This is a genomic window from Empedobacter sp. UBA7611 (assembly GCF_002484365.1).
Taxonomy (GTDB): domain Bacteria; phylum Bacteroidota; class Bacteroidia; order Flavobacteriales; family Weeksellaceae; genus Empedobacter; species Empedobacter falsenii_B.
Genome location: NZ_DLJR01000062.1, coordinates 65,012 through 85,982 on the forward strand (window position 1 = coordinate 65,012; position 20,971 = coordinate 85,982).

At 31.6% G+C, this 20,971-nt stretch carries 23 protein-coding genes, 2 tRNA genes and 2 pseudogenes; 12 read left to right on the forward strand and 15 right to left on the reverse strand.

Annotation, left to right across the window (positions count from 1 at the left end):
• Positions 1 to 12 precede the first annotated feature (12 nt).
• The 3 genes from B3R94_RS10775 to B3R94_RS10785 are packed head-to-tail and all read left to right on the forward strand — an operon-like array spanning position 13 to position 2,907.
• A complete protein-coding gene (locus B3R94_RS10775; RefSeq protein ID WP_114999386.1) occupies positions 13 to 963 on the forward strand; it encodes a D-2-hydroxyacid dehydrogenase in 951 nt (316 codons plus the stop codon).
• A 33-nt stretch (positions 964 to 996) separates the two neighbouring features.
• Positions 997 to 2,244, forward strand: a complete 1,248-nt coding sequence (locus B3R94_RS10780) for a DUF1015 domain-containing protein (protein ID WP_114999388.1) — start codon at positions 997 to 999, stop codon at positions 2,242 to 2,244.
• Positions 2,245 to 2,247: 3 nt separating this feature from the next.
• On the forward strand, positions 2,248 to 2,907 hold the full coding sequence (locus tag B3R94_RS10785; protein ID WP_114999389.1) for a YggS family pyridoxal phosphate-dependent enzyme: 660 nt from the start codon (positions 2,248 to 2,250) through the stop codon (positions 2,905 to 2,907).
• Between the two features lie 86 nt (positions 2,908 to 2,993).
• Here the strand turns inward: B3R94_RS10785 and B3R94_RS14270 are convergent, their stop codons facing one another.
• From B3R94_RS14270 to B3R94_RS10835, 11 genes and pseudogenes are all read right to left on the reverse strand, one after another.
• Positions 2,994 to 3,146: a RidA family protein gene (locus B3R94_RS14270; RefSeq protein WP_084106958.1), complete on the reverse strand. Its 153-nt coding sequence runs from the start codon at positions 3,144 to 3,146 to the stop codon at positions 2,994 to 2,996.
• A gap of 219 nt (positions 3,147 to 3,365) precedes the next feature.
• Positions 3,366 to 5,774, reverse strand: coding sequence for a TonB-dependent receptor domain-containing protein (locus B3R94_RS10790; protein ID WP_291100768.1), 2,409 nt, complete (start codon positions 5,772 to 5,774; stop codon positions 3,366 to 3,368).
• A gap of 132 nt (positions 5,775 to 5,906) precedes the next feature.
• Positions 5,907 to 6,623 carry an iron-sulfur cluster repair di-iron protein gene (gene ric / locus B3R94_RS10795; RefSeq protein WP_280049706.1) on the reverse strand — a complete coding sequence of 239 codons (717 nt, stop codon included), beginning with the start codon at positions 6,621 to 6,623 and terminating at the stop codon, positions 5,907 to 5,909.
• Positions 6,624 to 6,701: 78 nt separating this feature from the next.
• Positions 6,702 to 7,112 carry a c-type cytochrome gene (locus B3R94_RS10800; protein WP_280049705.1) on the reverse strand — a complete coding sequence of 137 codons (411 nt, stop codon included), beginning with the start codon at positions 7,110 to 7,112 and terminating at the stop codon, positions 6,702 to 6,704.
• Between the two features lie 20 nt (positions 7,113 to 7,132).
• Complete coding sequence (locus B3R94_RS10805) at positions 7,133 to 7,699, reverse strand: SCO family protein (RefSeq protein ID WP_280049704.1); 567 nt, start codon at positions 7,697 to 7,699, stop codon at positions 7,133 to 7,135.
• Positions 7,700 to 7,717: 18 nt separating this feature from the next.
• Positions 7,718 to 8,533 (reverse strand): formylglycine-generating enzyme family protein, encoded by an 816-nt coding sequence (locus B3R94_RS10810; RefSeq protein ID WP_280049703.1) that lies wholly within the window; start codon positions 8,531 to 8,533, stop codon positions 7,718 to 7,720.
• A gap of 35 nt (positions 8,534 to 8,568) precedes the next feature.
• Positions 8,569 to 9,588, reverse strand: a pseudogene (nirK, locus tag B3R94_RS10815) (copper-containing nitrite reductase); the annotation flags it as partial.
• A 12-nt stretch (positions 9,589 to 9,600) separates the two neighbouring features.
• A complete protein-coding gene (locus B3R94_RS10820; protein WP_280051305.1) occupies positions 9,601 to 10,380 on the reverse strand; it encodes a methyltransferase domain-containing protein in 780 nt (259 codons plus the stop codon).
• Positions 10,361 to 10,813 (reverse strand): hypothetical protein, encoded by a 453-nt coding sequence (locus B3R94_RS10825; protein WP_280049700.1) that lies wholly within the window; start codon positions 10,811 to 10,813, stop codon positions 10,361 to 10,363. Before B3R94_RS10825 ends, B3R94_RS10820 begins: the two co-directional genes overlap by 20 nt.
• Positions 10,814 to 10,869: 56 nt before the next feature.
• Entirely contained in the window at positions 10,870 to 11,310 is a 441-nt protein-coding gene (locus B3R94_RS10830) for an RrF2 family transcriptional regulator (RefSeq protein WP_280049699.1), read from the reverse strand.
• Positions 11,311 to 11,414: 104 nt separating this feature from the next.
• The gene (locus tag B3R94_RS10835) at positions 11,415 to 11,867 is read right to left on the reverse strand and encodes a hemerythrin domain-containing protein (protein ID WP_280049698.1); all 453 of its coding nucleotides are present in this window, start codon (positions 11,865 to 11,867) and stop codon (positions 11,415 to 11,417) included.
• A gap of 148 nt (positions 11,868 to 12,015) precedes the next feature.
• Here B3R94_RS10835 and B3R94_RS10840 point away from each other — a divergent pair, with 148 nt between their 5' ends.
• The 5 genes from B3R94_RS10840 (at position 12,016) to B3R94_RS10860 (ending at position 16,265) form a co-directional block, all read left to right on the forward strand.
• The gene (locus B3R94_RS10840; protein ID WP_291100770.1) at positions 12,016 to 13,053 is read left to right on the forward strand and encodes an o-succinylbenzoate synthase; all 1,038 of its coding nucleotides are present in this window, start codon (positions 12,016 to 12,018) and stop codon (positions 13,051 to 13,053) included.
• The gene (locus B3R94_RS10845; protein WP_221855293.1) at positions 13,050 to 13,661 is read left to right on the forward strand and encodes a DUF1684 domain-containing protein; all 612 of its coding nucleotides are present in this window, start codon (positions 13,050 to 13,052) and stop codon (positions 13,659 to 13,661) included. The genes B3R94_RS10840 and B3R94_RS10845 overlap by 4 nt, the downstream gene beginning before the upstream one ends.
• A 1-nt stretch (position 13,662) precedes the next feature.
• A complete protein-coding gene (locus B3R94_RS10850) occupies positions 13,663 to 14,685 on the forward strand; it encodes an AMP-binding protein (RefSeq protein ID WP_291100772.1) in 1,023 nt (340 codons plus the stop codon).
• Positions 14,686 to 14,761: 76 nt separating this feature from the next.
• Positions 14,762 to 15,634 (forward strand): tetratricopeptide repeat protein, encoded by an 873-nt coding sequence (locus B3R94_RS10855; RefSeq protein WP_280038238.1) that lies wholly within the window; start codon positions 14,762 to 14,764, stop codon positions 15,632 to 15,634.
• A gap of 250 nt (positions 15,635 to 15,884) precedes the next feature.
• Complete coding sequence (locus B3R94_RS10860; RefSeq protein WP_280038239.1) at positions 15,885 to 16,265, forward strand: hypothetical protein; 381 nt, start codon at positions 15,885 to 15,887, stop codon at positions 16,263 to 16,265.
• Between the two features lie 48 nt (positions 16,266 to 16,313).
• Here the strand turns inward: B3R94_RS10860 and B3R94_RS10865 are convergent, their stop codons facing one another.
• Together B3R94_RS10865 and B3R94_RS10870 are read right to left on the reverse strand one after the other, a co-directional pair.
• Positions 16,314 to 16,652, reverse strand: coding sequence for a hypothetical protein (locus B3R94_RS10865; protein ID WP_280038240.1), 339 nt, complete (start codon positions 16,650 to 16,652; stop codon positions 16,314 to 16,316).
• Positions 16,653 to 16,767: 115 nt separating this feature from the next.
• Complete coding sequence (locus B3R94_RS10870; RefSeq protein ID WP_038337013.1) at positions 16,768 to 17,520, reverse strand: tetratricopeptide repeat protein; 753 nt, start codon at positions 17,518 to 17,520, stop codon at positions 16,768 to 16,770.
• A gap of 78 nt (positions 17,521 to 17,598) precedes the next feature.
• Here B3R94_RS10870 and mce point away from each other — a divergent pair, with 78 nt between their 5' ends.
• Complete coding sequence (mce, locus tag B3R94_RS10875) at positions 17,599 to 17,997, forward strand: methylmalonyl-CoA epimerase (RefSeq protein WP_219034454.1); 399 nt, start codon at positions 17,599 to 17,601, stop codon at positions 17,995 to 17,997.
• A 76-nt stretch (positions 17,998 to 18,073) separates the two neighbouring features.
• Positions 18,074 to 18,147, forward strand: a tRNA-Ile gene (locus B3R94_RS10880).
• A 261-nt stretch (positions 18,148 to 18,408) separates the two neighbouring features.
• Here B3R94_RS10880 and B3R94_RS10885 read toward each other — a convergent pair.
• Entirely contained in the window at positions 18,409 to 18,663 is a 255-nt protein-coding gene (locus B3R94_RS10885; RefSeq protein WP_114999405.1) for a helix-turn-helix domain-containing protein, read from the reverse strand.
• Positions 18,664 to 18,948: 285 nt separating this feature from the next.
• Positions 18,949 to 20,049, reverse strand: a complete 1,101-nt coding sequence (locus B3R94_RS10890; protein WP_291067990.1) for a Fic family protein — start codon at positions 20,047 to 20,049, stop codon at positions 18,949 to 18,951.
• Between the two features lie 244 nt (positions 20,050 to 20,293).
• Here B3R94_RS10890 and B3R94_RS14275 point away from each other — a divergent pair.
• Positions 20,294 to 20,404: pseudogene (locus B3R94_RS14275) on the forward strand (hypothetical protein); the annotation flags it as partial.
• Between the two features lie 179 nt (positions 20,405 to 20,583).
• A tRNA-Ile gene (locus B3R94_RS10895) sits at positions 20,584 to 20,657 on the forward strand.
• Positions 20,658 to 20,971: the final 314 nt, after the last annotated feature.

Consider the following 20,971-nt stretch of genomic DNA (forward strand, 5'->3'; position numbering starts at 1 on the left):
TATAATAATAACATGAAAATATTAGCAAACGATGGAATTTCTAAGGCAGGAATAGAAGCTTTAGAAGCAAAAGGTTTCGAAGTAATAACTGCTCACGTAGCACAAGAACAATTAGAAAATTATATCAACGAAAATGGAGTTGAAGTACTTTTAGTGCGTTCTGCGACTAAAGTTCGTCAACCTTTGATTGATGCGACAAATCTTAAAATTATCGGTCGTGGAGGAGTTGGTATGGACAATATCGATGTTGCTTATGCACGCGAAAAAGGAATTCAGGTGATTAATACGCCAGCATCTTCTTCTCAATCTGTAGCAGAATTTGTAATTGCGCATTTGTTTTCTATCGTTCGTAATTTACACCAAGCCAATCGTAATATGCCTTTAGAAGGAGATTCTAACTTCAATGGATTGAAAAAAGCTTACGCAAAAGCAATCGAATTGAGAGGAAAAACAATGGGTGTAATCGGTTTTGGCCGTATCGGTGTAGAAGTGATTCGTGAAGCGATTGGTTTAGGAATGAATATTTTAGTGTATGATAAATTCCCAGCAACACGTGACATTGAATTAGAATTTTTTGATGGTCAAAAATTAACGTTTACCATCACTTCTGTTGATTTTGATGAAGTCATTACAAAAGCAGATTTCATTTCGCTGCATGTTCCAGCACAAGATGGATATATTTTGGGTGAAAAAGAATTTGCAAAAATGAAAGATGGCGTGATTGTAATTAATACGGCTCGTGGTGGAGTAGTTGACGAGCGTGCTTTGGTTGATGCAATTGAAGACGGAAAAGTTGCTGGAGCAGCCTTAGATGTTTTTGAGAATGAGCCAACACCAGAAATGGGCTTGTTGATGAACGAATCTTTGTCATTATCTCCTCATATTGCAGGTTCTACGAATGAAGCGCAGGACAGAATTGGAACTGAATTAGCTTCGCAAATCGTTGAGATTTACGGAAAATAATTTTGAGTTTCATTCTATCTAAAACTATTCAAAATGCCTCAATTTAAACCATTCAAAGGAATTCGACCTACAGAAGAAACTTCTCAAGAATTTGTGACGCTTGCCGTTAATCAATATTCGAAAGAAGAATTGGATTATTATATCAATAACAGAGAAAACTCTTTTTTGCATATTATTTTGCCAACTTGGGACGAAACGATTCAAGATCCGAAAGAGAAATTCAGAAAAGTTCGTGAGAATTTTGAGGATTTTATTTCGAAAAAAATATTAACGCAAGACAAGTCGTCTTTTTATATTTATCAAGTCATACAGCCTGATGGACGCGAAACAAAAGGACTTTTAGGCTTGGTGAATATTGATGATTATCGTCAAAATAAAATAAAAAAGCACGAAGAAACTTTGGAGCGTCGTGTGGAATTATTTGCTGATTATTTGAAAGAATCTCATTTCCATGCGGAACCTGTTTTGTTGACCTATAAACCTGCTCAACGTGTAGATTTGTTGATTGATACGGAAATGAAACGCAAGCCGATTCTGAAAATAGAAGAAGAAAACGGAACGCAACATTTGTTGTGGAGAGTTGATAATCGTTTAAATTTAAAACAATTAAAAGATTCAATCGAAAAATTAGACGAATTGTATATTGCAGATGGACATCATCGTATGGAAAGTTCGGAGCGATACACAAAATTTGCGATTGAAAATTCGAAAGATGAAGTCTATGGTGATGAAGCGTTTAATTATACGTTAGCACTTTTAGTTTCGAATGAAGATTTGATTATCAATGATTATAATCGATTAATTAAAGATTTAAACGGCTTAACTCCAGAAGTGTTTTTAACTGCTTTAGAAGCTGATTTTGAAATTATTCCGAAAGGTGATGAATTAGTTGTGCCAACCAAAAAACATCATATTGTGATGTATTTAGATGGTCAATATTATAGTTTATATGTCAAAAATAATGTATTAATGACAGAAGGTTTAAGCGAATTGGATACTTATATTTTCGAAGAAAATGTGATGAAACCAATTCTAAATATTCAAGATTCTAAAAAGGATAAACGCATTCATTACGAATGTGGTACGCGCAATAGAGAAGGAGTAGAAGCGCTTAAAAATAAAGTTGATCATCACGATTATATTGCAGCTTTTGCTTTTTATCCAGTGGATGTGAAGGATTTGCAATTGATTGCGGATTTAGGGCTTAAAATGCCACCAAAAAGTACATATATCGAACCAAAACCATTAAGCGGTTTTGCTGTATTTGATTTGAAAGAATAAAAAATGAGTATTCAAGAAAATTTAAAAACAATCGAAGCTACAATTCCTGCTCATGTGACATTGGTAGCGGTTTCTAAGACAAAACCTGTGGAGGATTTGCAAGAAGCTTATGCGGCTGGAATGCGAGATTTTGGTGAAAACAAGATTCAAGAAATGTGCGATAAATACGAAGTTCTTCCAAAGGATATACGTTGGCATATGATTGGTCATGTGCAAACCAACAAAGTGAAGTATATGGCGCCTTTTGTGCATTTGATACATGGAGTTGATAGTTTAAAATTGTTGAAAGAAATTCACAAACAAGCCCAAAAAAATAATCGCGTAATTGATGTATTGTTGCAACAATTTATAGCAGATGAAGAAACAAAATTTGGCTTGGATGAAGAAGAAATTCAACAGATAATGCAAGAAGAAATTCAGCATTTACCAAATGTTCGCGTAGTTGGATTGATGGGAATGGCAACGTTTACGGAAGATGAAAGTCAAATTCGTGAAGAATTCCGTTCTTTAAAATCTAACTTTGATTCATTGAAATCTATTTATCAAAACATTTCTATTTTATCAATGGGAATGTCAGGAGATTATCAAATCGCGATAGAAGAAGGCAGTACAATGGTTCGCATTGGGAGTTCGATCTTTGGACATCGTAATTATTCGATTTAACAGAATAGTATTGCAATACAAAACCCCTGAAATTTATGTTTTAGGGGTTTATTATTTATACAACAATTTCTAAAAAGGTAAAGTGTTTAAATTGAGATTTCCACCAGAAATACATGGTTTTTATCGCTATTAGCTTCATGTAATATCGTTTCGATATTTTTAAAAACTAAGTTAGTTTGCTCTAAAATTGTTAACAGAATTTTTTTGGTTTCGCAATCTATTGGTAATTGACCAGAAATAGAATTCCATTATTTTACATTGTGAGTAGTGTCCATTTGCAATTGGTATATTTTCTGTTTGAATAATTTTCTTATTGGTTTTAAATATATCTTTATATCAAGATATATTACAAGTATATCCAAATTAAAAAAACTATTGATAGAATTGGATCAATAATCATTATAAAAAAATAAAACCTGAACTGATTTGTTCAGGTTCTATTCATTCAGGAATAAATTTTAACCATTTCCTCCACCGCCTCCGCCGCTTTGTTCTTGGTTAGATTTTGAGCGTTCTATATTAAATTGTTTTCCGAAATTGTAACTAATTCCAATACGATACATTCTGAAAGCTTGATTAACTCCCATATTTGTTACGTTGTTAGACGTACTTGTGTAAGTTCCATTTTTATTTTCGAAAAGGTTAGAGATATTTGCCGAAAGTTGTAATTTCTTTTTAAATACCATTGCTCTCATACCAATGTTATGACGCATAAAATCTCCAAATTTGGCTAATCCATCTGTACTTTTTGTATAATATGAATAAGTGTAATTAGCAAAAAGTGTTTTCTTTTTATTTAAATCTAAATTATTTGTAATTCTAAATTCCCCATTCATTCCGTCTAATGTATAATTCATTTCAGGAATTTTACTGGTTGTTTTACGATAGAAAACATCTGCCGAAGCATTTACTTTCCACCATTTATAAGGTTTTACGTTGATGTTTTCACTTAAACCAATACTATATGTTTTTCCAATATTATAAGGCTTAGAAAGTGTAATCTTGGTATCAGGATCCATGATGCTTACTTGTTCAAAAAGATCATTCGCATTGCGGTAATACAAACTTGTTACCAATAAATCTTTATACGCATGCTCTAACTCGAAATTATTCGAATTAGAAGGCGTCAAATTTGGATTTCCTTCTGAATAATTATACTCATTTTGTTTCGTTCTTCTTGGATTTAAATACCAAATAAATGGACGATCTACACGACGACTATAGTTTAATGTAAACGAATGATTTTCCGATGATTGATACATCAAATAAGCGGTAGGATATAAGCCGTCATAAGTTTTTTCGTAATTATTTTTCGGATCTTCCATAATGCTTTTCACTTGTGCATGCTCATAGCGTAACCCAACTTTTCCTGTCAGCTTTTCACTCAATTGTTTTTCTACCGAATAATACAATGCGTAGACATTCTCTTTGTAATTGTATTTGCTTGCAAAATCGGTATCTTCATGGAAATTATCATTCGGATTAAGTTTTAAAAATCGTTGATTTTCCGCTTCATCTGTTGCCCAACGTAAACGCGTTCCATAATTCATTTTCCACGAATTAACAGGATGCTCCATATCGATACTTGCATTGAATCGGTTTGAAGAGCCGTCATTTAAGCTGTAATTATTTTCGTATTTACCTGGAATTTCTGCCCAATTAGGATCAAATTCGTTACTGATATTTTTGTTATTGCTATCGTTTCCGTTATTCGAATAGTCAAAATCGAATGTTAACTTTTTACCTTCCGTTTTGAATTTTTTGATGATATGGTAATTTAATCCCAAATAATTCCAATTCCATTTTCCACCATCCCAATTCGTCGTCATATAACGATTTGTTTTGTTGTTCACTAAATCGAAAATATCAATGACTGAATTTCCTTTACTTTCTCCTTTACCATCTGAAATATCTAAATTGAAACCTGTAATTAAGTTGTCATTGATTTGATAATCAATACCAATTCGACCACCATAATAATTGTTCTCATTTTTATTAATTCCGTCCGAAGTCCATTTTTGATCTGGATATAAAGTTGTGTTTTTACTTTTACCATACCAATTTCCTTTACCACTATAAATATTAGAGGTTAATGTCCATTTTCCTTTGCGGTAATTGATATTCCCGTTCAAATTGAATCCACCGTATTTTTGCTGGTTGTATGAAGTCGAAATAGAACCATTCAAACTTTCTTGTTTTGCATTTTTCAATACAATATTGATGATTCCACTGTTTCCTGTCGCATCGTATTTGGCTGGAGGATTTGTAATGACTTCAATTTTTTCAATATCTTCTGTTCGAATGGTTTTTAGATAATTTGACAATTGTTCACTGCTCATTTGCATTAATCGGTCATTAATCATGACGCTTACTGAACCTTTTCCTATAATCGAAATAGCATCTGTCGCTTCTTCCACCTCGATACGTGGCGCAAGTTTCAATGCATCTAAGGCATTTCCACCTTTTGCACCTTCTGCTTGATCGACATTGAAAATTAATCGGTCTACTTTCTTTTCAACTAATTTTTTTTGACCTGTAACAACAGCTTCCGTTAAGGTTACATTTTCAGTTTTAGGAACTAAAATAATTCCTAAATCCGTATGATTCATAATCGTGAGAGAGGATGAATGAAGTAAAATTCCAGCTTCTTCAATTCTATACGTATAAGTTCCTTCTTCTAAAATAACCGTAAAGTGCCCATTTTTGTCAGTAGAAATTTCATCTATAATTTTTTCGCCTTGAAAAATGATTACATCTGCTAACGCTATTGGAGCTTGATTGGTATATTGAAAAGTTCCTTTTATTTCTTGTTGAGCAAAAGTATGAACAGATGCAATACAAATAATTGGAAGAAAATATTTTTTCATTTATAGGGTTGTTTACAAATAAGACGCATCAATCATCAAAAAGTTACAAAACTATAAGTGAAAATATCTTAAATAATAATGAATTAAAGAATCAAAAACTCCCAATAAGGGGATTATTGGGAGTGAATAAACTTATTTAAGTTCTTTTTCTAATTGAATAGATTTTGGAAATAGAATGTTGTTTTCGATGTGAATATGAGTATGCAAATCATTCTCGAATTCTTCTAACATTGCATAGGTCACGCGATAAGTGTTACACGCATCTGCTGGTGGAGTGTAATGATTGGTAAGTTCTGCAATCCTTGCAAAACGATCACCTTCTGCGGTATGTTCATGTTCCATCATGTGAACTGGATTTTCAACTGTACCAAAATGAGGAACTTCTAATTCTATTCCTCTTTTCTTTGCATGAGTCATTTTTTTGATAAATGGAAAAAGAATTAATTCTTCTTTTTTTAAATGAGCACTCAAATCTTGAGCTGTTTGATTAAATAAAGCGTTTATTTCATAAAGTACTGGATGTCTTTCACCATGAACTTTGCATAATTTGTCTAAGAAAGCGAGTAAAACAGGTATTTTTTCTTCCACATAAGCATGGTGAGTTTTTTCCACATATTCTACCAATAAATCCAATGGCCAAGATTTGAAATCGATGTTATTATTCGATTGATTTGGAATATTTTCTAATTCGTTGTAAATCGTTTCGGCATCGACAGTTTTGTCTTTACACGCATCTTCGATTGTTCTTCCTCCACGGCAACAAAAATCAATTCCATATTTTTTGAAAACTGCAGCAGTTCTAAAATCTTCTGCAACCATTTCTCCTATTAAGTCTGTTCTAGTGTTCATAATAAAATACTTTTATATCCTTTATTAATTTAAATTTTTTTGAAAAACTCCCCAACCTATGTCGGGGAGTTATAGGGATTATTTTTTCAATGATAAAACATAATCGATCATTTGACCAGCTTCATCTTTTGTTACTGTAGAGTGAGGTGTCATTGGAATATCGCCCCAATTTCCTTTTCCTCCTTCAATAATTTTTGATGCCAACATATCACGATCAGCTTCTGTATATTTTGCTGCAACATCTTGATAAGATGGTCCAATCAATTTTGTGTCAACTGTGTGACAAGATAAACAGTCTGCTTTTTCAACTAAGTTTTTTCCTTTTTCAGCACTTGTTAATTCTGCTGCTTGAGGTGCTTCAGCTGGTTTTCCAACATCAACAGTTGAATAATCAATTTCGCTATCTGTCGATTTTTTGTCTTCTGCTTTGTTGCAAGAATAGAACGACACCGCAACAAGAGCGGCCATCATAAAAGTTAATTTTTTCATTTCGTAATTTTTTATTGTTCTTAATTTAGTTGTTTTTTTATAGCATCCACCGTTTCATCAATGTCAATAGCTAAGCCTTCTTTTTGGTGAACTAAAATACCTTCTTTCGAAAAAACGCTGATAATGTTTGAATGAGAGAAATCGATTGGAGAAATTTGTTTGTATTTCATTGCCAAGCTATTTGCAAATTCACGTGTATTATCTTCAGAGCTTCTCAAAAATAACCATTGTTTATTATCTATTTTATTATTTTTTAGAAAATCGGTCATTTTTTCTGGTGTATCTGTTTTAGGATCAATAGAAACCAAAACATAAGTCAAGTCTTTTCCTTTGTAATTGACTTTTGTTGCGATGTCTTTCATGTCCAATGTCAATCGCGGACAAGCCGTTTTGCATGAAGTATAAATCATCACTACAGTCAAAACTTTTCCTTTTAATTCTTCCAATTTGATTTCATTTCCATTTTGTGTTTGCCATTCGGATTGCAAATTGAAAATCGATTCAGAATCAGTTACGGTTGTTTCCGTTTTTGATTGACAAGAAAACAACACAATTAGTGGAAGCATAAGGAATAGAATTTTTTTCATCTTATTCTATTTTATAGGTTAATTAATATCTTTTGCACAACGGAATCCTAAATTGTTGACCGTGTAATTAGCTTCAATACTACCTCTTAAAGCGAAACGAATAAAGGCAGCATAATTTTTCAAATCTGATGAGGTAACCGAAGCACCAGCACAAAAAAGCGTTTCATTTACGGTATTGTCTTTTCTAGATTCACCAGAAAGCATAACCGAATTAAAATCATCTGTCCATTCCCAAATTAAACCATAAAGGTCATAAACACCCCAAGCATTTGGTGAAAACTGTTTGACAGGTTTCGTATAACTCATTTTGTTTTGATACAATTGAAGAATACGTTGGGTAAAAGCCGGATCTTCTGTTGCGTCTTTCATTTGTTCGTCTGCACGTGCAGTATATTCCCATTCATCGATTGTTGGTAAACGTTTTCCTACACTTTTGGCATAAGCTTTTGCAGCAAACCACGAAACATTTGTGACAGGCGCATCTAAGCTTACTCCTTTTGGAATCTCATAATTGGATGTCCAATGTTTCAAATAAGTACTATCGGCATAAATTCGTTTTACTTGGTCTTTTGTCCATTGCGGATTTGCCTTTAGAAATTTGATATACTCGCGATTTGTGACAGCCGTTTCATCGATATAAAACGATTGCACTTCAACTAAACTATCTTGATTTCCAACAAACGGTTTATAGAAACCACCATCAACTTTCACCATTTTTTTATCATCTTGGATAAAAGCTAAAGTGGTGGTTTCATTTTTTTGTTCTGTTGTTGTCGTTTTAGAACAAGATAAAAGTGAAATAAATACGGTTAATATAACGATTAAACGGTACATATTAATTGAACTGAGATTAATTATTTATTTGACTTAAATACTTTTGGATTGTCATTTCCATTGACTTTTATTTTTCCTAAAGCACCTTTATTAAATGCTCTGAAAATAGCATGATCCACAATTACATATTCACCTGGAACAGTAGCTTTGAACTCTACAATAGCAGCTCCACCAGCAGGAATAAGTGTTGTTTGAACATTTTCGTTTACTAAACTTCCACCTTCAGGATATACGCGATCGAAAATTTCTCCAATTAAGTGGAAAGATGAAGTTAAGTTAGGACCTCCATTTCCAACAAAGAAACGAACGGTTTCGCCAACATTAGCTTGCAATTCATTGTCGCCTAATAATCCTCCAGTATTTCCGTTGAATACAACATAATCAGGTGTTTCAGCAATAGCTTTATTCATGTCAAATTCTTGCATTCCTTTGTCGCCAAAGTTTCCTTTTACATAGAAATCTCCTTGCATAATGTAGAATTCTTTGTCAACTTTTGGTAAACCACCTTCTGGTTCGATAAGGATTAAACCATACATCCCGTTTGCGATATGCATTCCAACTGGAGCAGTAGCACAGTGGTAAACATATAAACCAGGATTTAATGCTTTAAAATTGAATACAGCTTCTTTACCTGGTGCAACAAATGATGCTTCAGCTCCACCTCCAGGACCATTCACTGCGTGAAGGTCAATATTGTGTGGAAATACACTGTTTTCATTATTTTTTAGGTGAAATTCAATCTCATCCCCAATTCGTGCTCGAATAAAACTACCAGGAACTGTACCTCCGAAAGTCCAAAAATTATATTGCGTACCATCTGCTAATTCTCCTGTTTTTTCGATTGTTTCTAAACGGACAATTAATTTTTTAGCCGCTCTATCTCCGATTGGTTCAGGAACTAATGGTGGAGAAGTTAATTTTGCTTCTTCAGCTGCCTCATTCGAAATAGCGATTGTTTCAGTGTCAGTAGTTTGAGTAGATTTTGTTGTTTGTTTACAAGCTGTCATTCCGAAAGCTAAACAAACCATTGCAAAAGGGATTACAAATTTTTTCATGTGCTTGATCTGTTAAGTTGTTTTTTTAGCCATAATTACTGTAGCGCAAAGATGCTCTTCGTATTTTTTAAATATTTTTTTCATTTTAATTACACGCTCTCTAATTTCAGGTTGAGTTGCAATGTTTTTGACAATAGTCATGAAACCATTAAATCCTTCATCGTCGATTAATCGAGACGGTTCTAGTAAGTGCATTTCTGCAGTTTCTATTGTGATAATTTCAAATCCTTCATTTATTAACCTATTTTTCCATTCTTCTATGGTTAATGGTCGTGCATTTACTTTCATGGTTTCAGCCAATTCTCGTTGAATCTCTTTTTTGATTTCTTCTGAAATCAGATCTGGTTTTAATGCTAACTCATGAATGGCATAGATGCCTTGATTTTTTAAAATACGAAAGGCTTCTTGTATGATTTCACTTTTTCGGTGATCAGCATGCATTGTCAACATAGCTTCTCCATAAACTTTTGTCTGACTTTCATTGTCCAATTCCGTCTGAGCTGCGTTAGCTAATTTGAACGTTGTTTTCTCATTTCCGAATTTAAGATTTAAGTCTTTTACAATAGCTTCTTCTAAATCAATACCTATATAGGTTTTCGGATTTTTTTGAAGTGTAATATTTGCTGTATAACCTAATCCTGGCGCAAATTCTACCACATGATCCGTTGAATTAATATCCAATAATTTGATCATTTTATCGGTCATTTGTTTCCCTCCAGGGCGTAATACTTTTTTTCCGACTTTAGCCAAAACCCAATGTCCTGACATTTTTTCAATAGAATCTTTGCTCATTTTTTTTTGTAATTAATGTGACACAAAAGACAATTAACATTAGCAATTTTAAACTTTCTGCATAAATGAAATAGTCGTGTAAAGGAGTAGGAGGTAAGCCTTTTCCTGTCATTAAAATGTCTGCTCGAGCATCCAAAACAGGTAACATCCAAAATTTTTCAAGACATAAAATAATCGTTAGAATAATGACACAAATTTTCATTGGATAGTTGATTTCTTTTCGGTTGATAAAAAATAGGAGAAGGATAATTCCTAAAAGTACAAATTGAATAATTGTTGAAATTCCAAATGTGATTTTTCCTAATTCTAATGCAATCGGTAAAGTCATTCCAGTGACTTGAAATTTTAAAGGCGTTTCAATAAAACTTATGCTGATAAAAATTCCTATCCATAAGAAAAGAAGCGCAAATATAAAAGGATGTTTTATTTTCATTAGTTCGGTTTTAAATTTATAAAAGACTTATTTATCCGATTTAAAATTAAATTTTTTTATTCAAAATTCAGTCTTAAAAAAACATTTTTTGTTTCCAATTTTTCAACTAAATCTCGAATAGTTGTCGATTCTAATAATTGTTTTAAATTGTTTCTTATTCCTTTAAATTGATCGTGTAATGGACAAGGACTTGTTTCCGAGCATTGTTTTAAACCTAATGCACAACCGTTAAAAATTTTATCTCCGTCAAATTCTTTTACAATATTCGCCAATGAATTATTCAAATTGGTTTCATTTAAATGAAAACCGCCTGTTGGTCCTTTTGTCGATTGCAATAAATCTTTTCTGGTCATTTCTTGTAAAATTTTCGCAATAAAATATTCAGGCGAATCAATTCCTTTTGCAACATCCTTGATGCTGATCTTGTTGCCGTCTTTTGTTTGTTGAGCTATAAAAGTCAACGCCCTAATTGCGTATTCACAAGTTTTTGATAACATTCCTTAATCTTTTTTTACACTACAAATATACGCTATATATTTAATAAAAGAGTAAAAAGTGTTTTATTAAAACTATAATTTATATCATGTTTTAAAAGGAAGGTTTATTTCCAGAACTCGTCGTTGTAATCGTCTTCAACTTTTTGATGTGATTCCTCTAATTTTAATCCAATAGCAGCAAAATCGTCTTCATTGATATATTCGTCCAAAAATGGAAACCATGCACGTTCTTCAAATCGGATATGATCATGAAGTTTTGTTGCAAAATCACTTAATAAATTTGTGTCAGGTTGTTTGGCAATTAATTCAATTAAACGTTCGATTTCGATATGTTCTGCCTTAATTTGTGTATTGTGTTGTTCGTCCGAAAAAGGAAAGATAATTTGTTCTTCTTCTTTGAAATGTTCTTTTAGATGACTTTTCCAAAAGTAATCGACATAAGTTGCCATGCGTTCTGGTTCAATGTTTTTATTTAAACCTTGTTGTATTTTCCAACTGCACAGTAAACCAAAATGATGATCTTTTGACAAAAGAACAATATGTTGATTTCGTTTCATAGTAATTGATTATGGTTAAATAATTAATTAAAATTACAAAATATTTCGAATAAAACACTGAATGAGTTAAGTTTATATGAAAAAGTTTAATTTAAAAAGAACTTCTGTTTCATTTGAGAAATTCTTGAACATTGATTAATTTTGAGGAATGAAAGCAAGTTTTGAACCGTACAAATTGATTTTTAAACAAGCAAGTGGTACTTCACGCGGAGTGTTGACCGAAAAACTGACTTATTTATTAACCATAGAAGAAGGAAAAAAATATGTAGGAGAATGTGGTTTATTCCAAGGGTTGAGTTTTGATGATCGACCTGAATATGAAGAAAAATTACATTGGGCATGCGAGAATATTGATTTAGGAATTGAAACATTATGGAGTCAATTGAGAGAATGGCCTTCGATTCAATTTGGATTGGAGCAAGCGTTTCAAAGTATGTCAGCCAATCGATACAATGATCATTACGATGATTGTTATAATCCTAATTTGTATGAATCATCGTTCTCATCTGGTGATGTCGGAATTCAAACCAATGGATTAATTTGGATGGGTTCGGTAGAATTTATGCGCGAACAAATTCAAGAAAAATTAGCGTTAGGTTTCAATTGTATCAAGATTAAAATCGGTGTTGATTGGGAAAATGAGCATAAGATTATTCAACAATTAAGACAAGACTTTTCTGCGGATCAATTAGAATTAAGAGTAGATGCGAATGGAGGTTTTTCGTTTGAGGAAGCAAAAGTGGTCTTGCAACAATTGGCTGAATTAAAAATACATTCGATTGAACAACCTATCAAAGCTGGACAAATCGATTTGATGACGGAATTATGCGCCACAACACCGACACCAATTGCGTTGGACGAAGAATTAATTGGAATTGTTCATCAAGAAGATAAATTTAAATTATTAGAAAAAATCAAACCACAATTTATTATTCTAAAACCAAGCTTAGTTGGTGGAATTAGAGGTTCGTTGGAATGGATTAATGCGGCAGATACATACGAAATTCCGTTTTGGATAACGTCTGCTTTGGAAAGCAATATCGGTTTAAATGCTATTGCACAATGGACAGCGATTTTATATCCAGAAATGCCACAAGGATTGGGCACAGGAGGTTTGTTTACAAACAATTTCCCAAGTCGATTAGAATTAAGAGGAGAATATTTATTTCGAAACAAATTAGCATGAATAAAGTAATTATCGCATTTTTTGCAACAATCGTTTTAATGAGTTGTCAAACGACAAAAAAAACAATTGATTTAGTTGCAATTCAAAAATATCAAACCGAATTGGCGACTTTTTATACTGATCTTAAAACGACGCCATTGGTAGACGAAGAAAAAACGAATTTCAAAGGCATTACATTTTTTCCGATCAGCGAAAAATATATAGTGAAAGCGAAATTTACGCCAATCAAAGATGGAAAGGTGATTCCGTTTCCTACTTCTGCGAAAAAAATCAAAAATTACAAAGAATACGGAACGGTAACGTTCATGTTGGATAATGTTGAACAAACGCTGACGGTTTATCAATCTTCACCAATTATGGAGAAATATGCAGACAGTTTGTTTTTACCTTTTATGGACGAAACAAACGGCGTGACGTCTTATGGAGGTGGACGTTATTTGGATTTGAGTACAAAGGATTTAGGTACAACAGCCAATGAAATTACGTTGGATTTTAATCAAGTGTATAATCCATATTGTGCATATAGCAAACATTACAATTGTCCCATTCCGCCAGCGAATAATGTGTTGGATATCGAAATTAATGCAGGTGTAAGTTATCATAAATAGAATGTTGTATTTAGATTTTTCTCAACCTAATTTTGATGTCAACGCTATTGAAGTTACCAACGAATTTGAACAATCCGTAAAAGATTTTTTGGTTGAATGGTTTTCTGATTCTGAGGTGATGATTGCGCATACTTCGGGGTCTACTGGAACTCCGAAAGAGATTATTTTAACCAAAAAAAATATGCGAAAAAGTGCGAATATGACGGGAAAATATTTGCATTTAGAGAAAGGAAATTCGGCTTTATTGGTGATGCCTGTTACTTATATTGCTGGAAAATTGATGTTGGTTCGTGCAGTAGAAATCGGATTGAAATTGATTTGTATGCAACCAACTTCTCATATTTCTTTGAATGAAATTAATAGTGGAATTTCACAAAATTTTACCTCGATTGATTTTGTTGCGTTAACGCCTATGCAAGTTGAAAATTCGTTAGATTTTGTTTCAAGATGTCAGAAGTTAATCATAGGAGGAGCGCCTCTTTCGGTGAAAGTGAAACAAGAATTGTTTGCTTTTGAGAACGAAGTCTATGAAACGTATGCGATGACGGAGACGATTACGCATATTGCGTTTAAACAAGTTGCAAATCAAAAATATCCTAATGCAGCACAAATTTTTGAAGCTTTTGATGAGGTAACGATTTCACAAGATGAGCGAGGTTGTTTGGTGATTGATACGCCTTATGATGGATTGCAAGTTGTAACGAATGATGTGGTTGAATTGATTGATACACGAAAATTTAACTGGATTGGTAGAGCGGATAATGTGATTAATTCGGGTGGAATAAAATTATTTCCAGAACAAATAGAAAATAAGCTGAAACCGTTCATTGATTCTGATTTTTATATCACTTCAAAAACGGATGAATTATTAGGTCAGAAATTAATTTTAGTTGTGGAAGGAGAGCAGAGGAGCTTGGATTTTTCTTTGGCAGATTTAACCAAATATCAAGTTCCAAAAGAAATTATTTTCATTCCTACATTTTCTCGAACGGAAAGTGGTAAAATAAAACGACAACAGTTTTAGGATCGACCTATTTTTTTATTTTGTTCGTGTATTTTACCTAAAATAGCTTAATTTTATCACTACTAAAACTTATACTGTGGATTACAATCGACTTTTTAATGATATTTTTTTCTTGATTTTTGATGATAAAATGGATGAAAATCAATATCCTATTTGGAAAAGTTTTTCGTTTATTCACAATCCAATTCAGCAATTAATTAAGGCACAAGATTTATTAAATCAGTTGCTACACGAATATCCAAAAGATAAAAAAGCACTTTTTCTGAAAGGAGTTGTTCAGCGCAATTTAAACTTCAACGAAGAATCGATTTTGTATCTTTTAGAAGCAAAAAAGGAAGATTATTACTTGTATGCTGCGAATTTCTACATTGCCGAATATTATATTCATAAATTGAAATTTGATGAAGCGCAAAAGTATTTGAAAGAAATTGAAATTGTGTATCCTACCAATCAACGTTTTCTTTTCTTATCGATTTTAGTGAGTTTAGAATTGTTTGAATTTGATGAAGCTAAACGATATTTGAATATTTTGTATCAATTGGTTGAGGATAAACAAGTTTTAGAATTATTGAGTAAAAATCTTCAGATTACTGAAGAAATTGTCTTGAAAACGACGAATCGATTGGTCTTAAAAAATTTCAAGTTGAGAAGTTTTAATTATAATCTTCAGCTCAAAACAAATTTGATTGCTTTTTATAAGAATTTCGCTGATATCGGGGTTAATTTTAATGGAATCAATTGTTTTATTATGGCACTTACCTTGAAGCAAATTACGTTGTATCCGACGTTTCATAATCTTGAAATTTATAATGTTCAAACGATTTTAGATTATATTGATGTTGATAAAAAAGGGATTCAAATGCGCTTAGAAGACATTGATTTTGACCATGATTTTGTCAAAAATTACCACGAATATTTAGAAGTCGAAATTCTATTGAAAGAAGATTAGTTTTTTTACTCAACTACATTTTTCTCAAGGAAATATTTTTGTTGTGATCTTGAATCGAGTTGAAGATGACTGAAGTAGTTTAGAATAATCTGAGATTCTTCGACAGGTTTAGAATGACAATAATGTCAAGTTGAGTTTATTTCAGTTTTGCATAAATAGATGAAGACTTTTCTATTGAAATGATAAATAGGAAACATGAATAAAAGTAAACAATCAGAAAAAAAACTTTAATTTTGCTAAAATTTATAAGATGGAATTTGTTCAAGATAAGGAAGAAGTTTTTGATAACGTCGAGTTGTTTTTGGAAAGTCTAGAAGTTGGAACGGATGAAGAAAAAAAGAAATCGATCCAGTTAATCAAAAAATCGAAAACATTTTTGGTGATTGATGCGGATGAGGTGATGGTTTTTGCGCCAAGTACATTTATTGGCATTAAAGAAAATAACATTCAGCAGTTTACAGGGAAGTTATTGGAGCACGAAACCAATCCCATTCTAACGAAATTGTTCGGTTCTACACCAAAAATTGATAAAACTTTGGACGAATTATTTTTAGATTTTTGCGACGAAATAGAAGTTAATCGCAATGATGTTGGGATTTCCCGAGACTATTGGATTATAAAAGATATGTAAAAAAAGAGCTTTTCATCTACAACTGAAAAGCTCTTTTCTCTTAAAAGGCTAAAGAATAACATTGATTTTTGCTTTGCTAATAGGTTTTATTCCAGCCAAAGCGCCATCAATTTCGCACTTCAACAAACCACTTCCTCCACCATAATGATGGATTTGCTTTATAGTAGGGAAATAAGTGCTTATCCATTCCTCCATTTTCTCTACCTCCGAAGCACCAATTCCACTACTGTATAATATTATTTGGACGTTGTTTGTTGATACGTATCCTTTCAATTCTTCTTGTGAGCAGGTACAAAATGCTTTCCAGTTTTCATTTTTGTTAATCACGCGTTCTAACGTGTCTACAATTTCTTTGTTTTTACCATAAACGGCGATTTGTACTTGCATATTAGATTAATTTTAAGGCAAAGTAACAACATAACGCATGGTCTAACATTGATTTACGATAAGAAATAAAAAGACATAAAAAAAAATCGTTCCAATTCGAAACGATTTCTATGTTTTATTGTTGATTTTCTAATTGTGCTAATCTTTCGGCAGCTAAATAAAATTCAGGATTCAACTGCAATGCTTTTTTGTATTCCTCTACAGCTTCGGCTTGTTTCTCAAATTTTTCTAGGATTGCGCCTTTGTTGTAGTATGATAAGAAATGATTTGGATTTAACTCGATTGATTGATTAAAATCGTTTAATGCATTTTCTAAATCATTCAATACAAAATAAGTATTTCCTCTGTTGTAATACGACAAGAAATGTGGTTTCATTTCAATTACTTTCGAATAATCTTCGATTGCTTTATCCAATTGTTGCAATTGATCGTAACAAAATGCACGATTGTGGTAACATGATTCGTAATCTGGATTAATTTCTAAAGCTTTATTGAAACATTCGATCGCCTCATCGTATTTGTTCAAATTCATCAATACATAACCTTTTTGATGATAAGCTACAAAACTTGCCGGATCAATCTCGATCACTTTATCAAAATTCTCAGCTGCTTTTGTTGGATTATATTGATTGAAATTTGCCATTCCTCTGTAGAAATAGAAGTTTGGATTTTTATCATCTAATTCAATTGCTTTATCAAAATCCTTGATTGCATCTGTATTTTGTTTCATATAATATTGGCTCAATCCACGACCGAAATATGAATTTGCCACTTCTATTTGACGCTTAATCGATAATGTAAAATAATCAATCGCTTTTCTATACTGACCTTTGCGGAGATATTGACTCCCATCTTCATAAAAACTCATAGTTCAATATTACAACAAACTCTTTAAATTTTAAATAAAAAATTTTAGAAAAGTTTATCTTTACGCAAAACAACACACATGAAAATAGAACATTTAGGGATTGCCGTAAAAGATTTGGGATTATCGAATGAATTGTTCGAAAAATTATTAGGAAAAGCACCGTACAAAGAAGAAGCAGTGGAGTCGGAAGGTGTGAGAACCTCTTTTTTTGAAGTAGGCGAATCGAAGATCGAATTGGTCGGTTCTGAAAAAAATGATAGTGCTATTGAAAAATATTTAGAAAAAAATCGCGAAGGAATTCACCATATTGCTTTTGGAGTAGATGATATCGAACTCGAAATAGAGCGTCTTAAAAATCAAGGGTTTACTTTTATTAACGAAACGCCAAAATTGGGAGCAGATAATAAACGTATTGTTTTTTTACACCCTAAAACAACAAATGGCGTATTGGTAGAGCTTTGCGAAGATGTAAAATAATTTTGAAGTTCAAAAAAATAGCTTTAATATTGCAAACGAATTAGGTGATAGCTTCCTTTTTATTGCTTAATTCTCTGGTCCTATAACTCAGTTGGTTAGAGTAGCTGACTCATAATCAGCAAGTCCTTGGTTCGAGCCCAAGTGGGACCACAAAAGCACCTTTTAAAAGGTGCTTTTTTTATTTAATTATGCTGATTATTAATAGTTTATCATTTTTACTACATTTTAAAATCACCATTTTTTATCATTGTTTTGATACCCGTTTGATACCCATTTTATATACTAGCTAATAATTACTATTGTTTTTCAAAAGAAAGTGAAGAGCTTCCTAATTCTAAATCACTAAGGATTTAATCTTTCCTAATTCAGATTTTAATTAATAAGATAAATTTAGTTTTACGTAATTTATTATTAATACATAGATTGATTGTTATCTAAGTTTTCAATTTTATCAGAAACAAATTGATTGATCGATTTCATTTCGTCAAAATATTGTAATACTTTCAAAAGAGTTTCGATAGTAGGATTCTCTCCGTTTTCAAGTTTAACAATTGTTAAGCGTGAAAGAGCTAATTCTTTTTGTGTTAAGTGTTCTGCTTTTCGCATCTTTTTACACCATGCTCCAATTGAATTTTTCACATCTTTTATTGTTGTAAAATCTAACATAAATGTATATTATAATAATCAAAAATACGAAATATAAACGATATGTATATTTTAATATACTTTATTTGCCAAATCCTCAAATAATTTTACTTATCAATGAAATACATTTTAAACAAGTATATCATAGGAATTTTTAAAACTTTAAAATATAAACAAAATGTCCAGTTTTTTAATGAAATAACTGGACATTTCTATTCTTTAAATTGAGTTTTAAGTATTGGTATTTAGAGTTTTAAATCTAGTAATCTATTTTTCACCTCTTATGGTTTTATTGAATAGGTGAAATTAAATATTCAACTCATATCTAACAGAACGTCCTGCACCTTCAGTAATCAATACTTTTTTTTCAACTAAATCTTGTAAATCACGTGTAGCCGTAGCTTTTGATGTTTTTGTTATCGAAATATATTTCTTTGCTGACATTCCGCCTTCAAATCCTTCTGCTCCTTGATCCAACATTTTGATAACGACTTTTAGCTGACGTTCGTTTAAAAGAGGTTTTGTTTGATCTAAAAACTTCGTTTTATTTAAAATAAAATTGGTTATTTTCTTTGCTTGGATTTGTGCATCAAGAATAGTTGTAGAAAAATACAAAATCCAATCTGTAATTTCTAATGTTTGCTGAGCATCTTTCAATGCTTCGTAATAATTCTTTTTATCCTTTTCAATCGTACTTGATAAACTCATGATTAACGGACGATTAAAACTTTCTGCTAAACATTTTTCTGCAATAGCACGTCCAATTCGTCCATTTCCATCTTCAAACGGATGGATTGATTCAAAATATAAATGTGCAATAGATGCTTTAATTAATGCATTTTTAATATCGATTGGTTCAACTTTGATTTCATTATACCAATTGACAAATTTTTGCATTTCTGTTGAAACTAATTCTGAAGGAGGAGCTTGATAATGTATTTTTTCACGTCCATATGCTCCCGAAACAATAACCATTGGCTCTTCACCGATTCTATAATTTCCTGCATTAATAGAAGTAGAATTTTCGAATAAGATTTTATGCCATTCTTTTACTAAATCTTCTGTTAGTTCAGTTTTAAAGTTATTACGAACATCGACCATTAATTCACCTATTCCACGTGCATTTTTATCTTTTATATGGCTAATAGAAGAATGAATCCCAATTTTATTTTTAATGGATGACATTACATCTTGACGGCTATAAAATTCGCCTTCAATCTCAGAAGTTTTAATTGCTTCATCAATCATAAATTGAATAATCGTTTCTTGCTTGATATCTTCGGGCAGGGTATCAATCATTCCTTTTAATTCGCCTGTTTTTAAAGCAAATTTTATAACTATTTGGTCAATTACAGATGAGTCATATTCAAAATTTGCCCAATTTTTATATTGCCAATTGTATTTCATGAGCCGATTATTTAATCTAATTGGCTCAAATATAATAAAAATATGAGCCGATTAATAAATTTATTTAGCTCATTAAGTTCATTAACATCAATTAAACATTTTAAATTCACTATTTTACTTCATCTTTCTTAGCCCAATTCTAAATAAGAAAATCATCATTCTTATAAAATAGATTTGACTTTTAAAACGTATAATTATGAGTCAAATACAGATTTTGTTGGTTTATAATTGAAAGAATAAACTCAATAAAAATGAAGAATCATTAATTCAGATTTGCTGTTATCAGAATGGAAAGAGAACATATTTTTCGATAGGTCAATTATGTTTAATAAAGTATAATGTTAATAAACCATAATTTATTTCATTTTAATCAAATTAAGGATTATAAATATTATAATAAAAATACAACACTATTATATTGTAATTGAATTTGTTGTGAAAAACATTAAAATTCTTTTATTTTTAACTTGTTTTTTATGTTTTAGATTTTATATATTTGCATTCAAAATAAAAGGTATTATTCTTTTTATTTTTGGTCCTATAACTCAGTTGGTTAGAGTAGCTGACTCATAATCAGCAAGTCGTTGGTTCGAGCCCAACTGGGACCACAAAAGCACCTTTTTAAAGGTGCTTTTTTTATGTCTATAATTTTTAATTTTATTTATAATTTATTGTAAATAAAGTTTTTATGTTTTTTTTTTAGTAAGCTTGAAAGACTTTCTTCAATAAGGTAATCCCAATTTATTTTTTTATTTCATTTAACGATGAGCCGATTATTTTGATTAATTGGCTCAAAAAAGTATGAATTATGAGCCGATTAGTAGTTTTTGAGGTTTCAGATATATGTATTTTACGATGTGAATGAGACTAAGACTAAGACTAAGTATGAGGTTCTGAAACGAGTTCCTTTAGATTTGAAAAT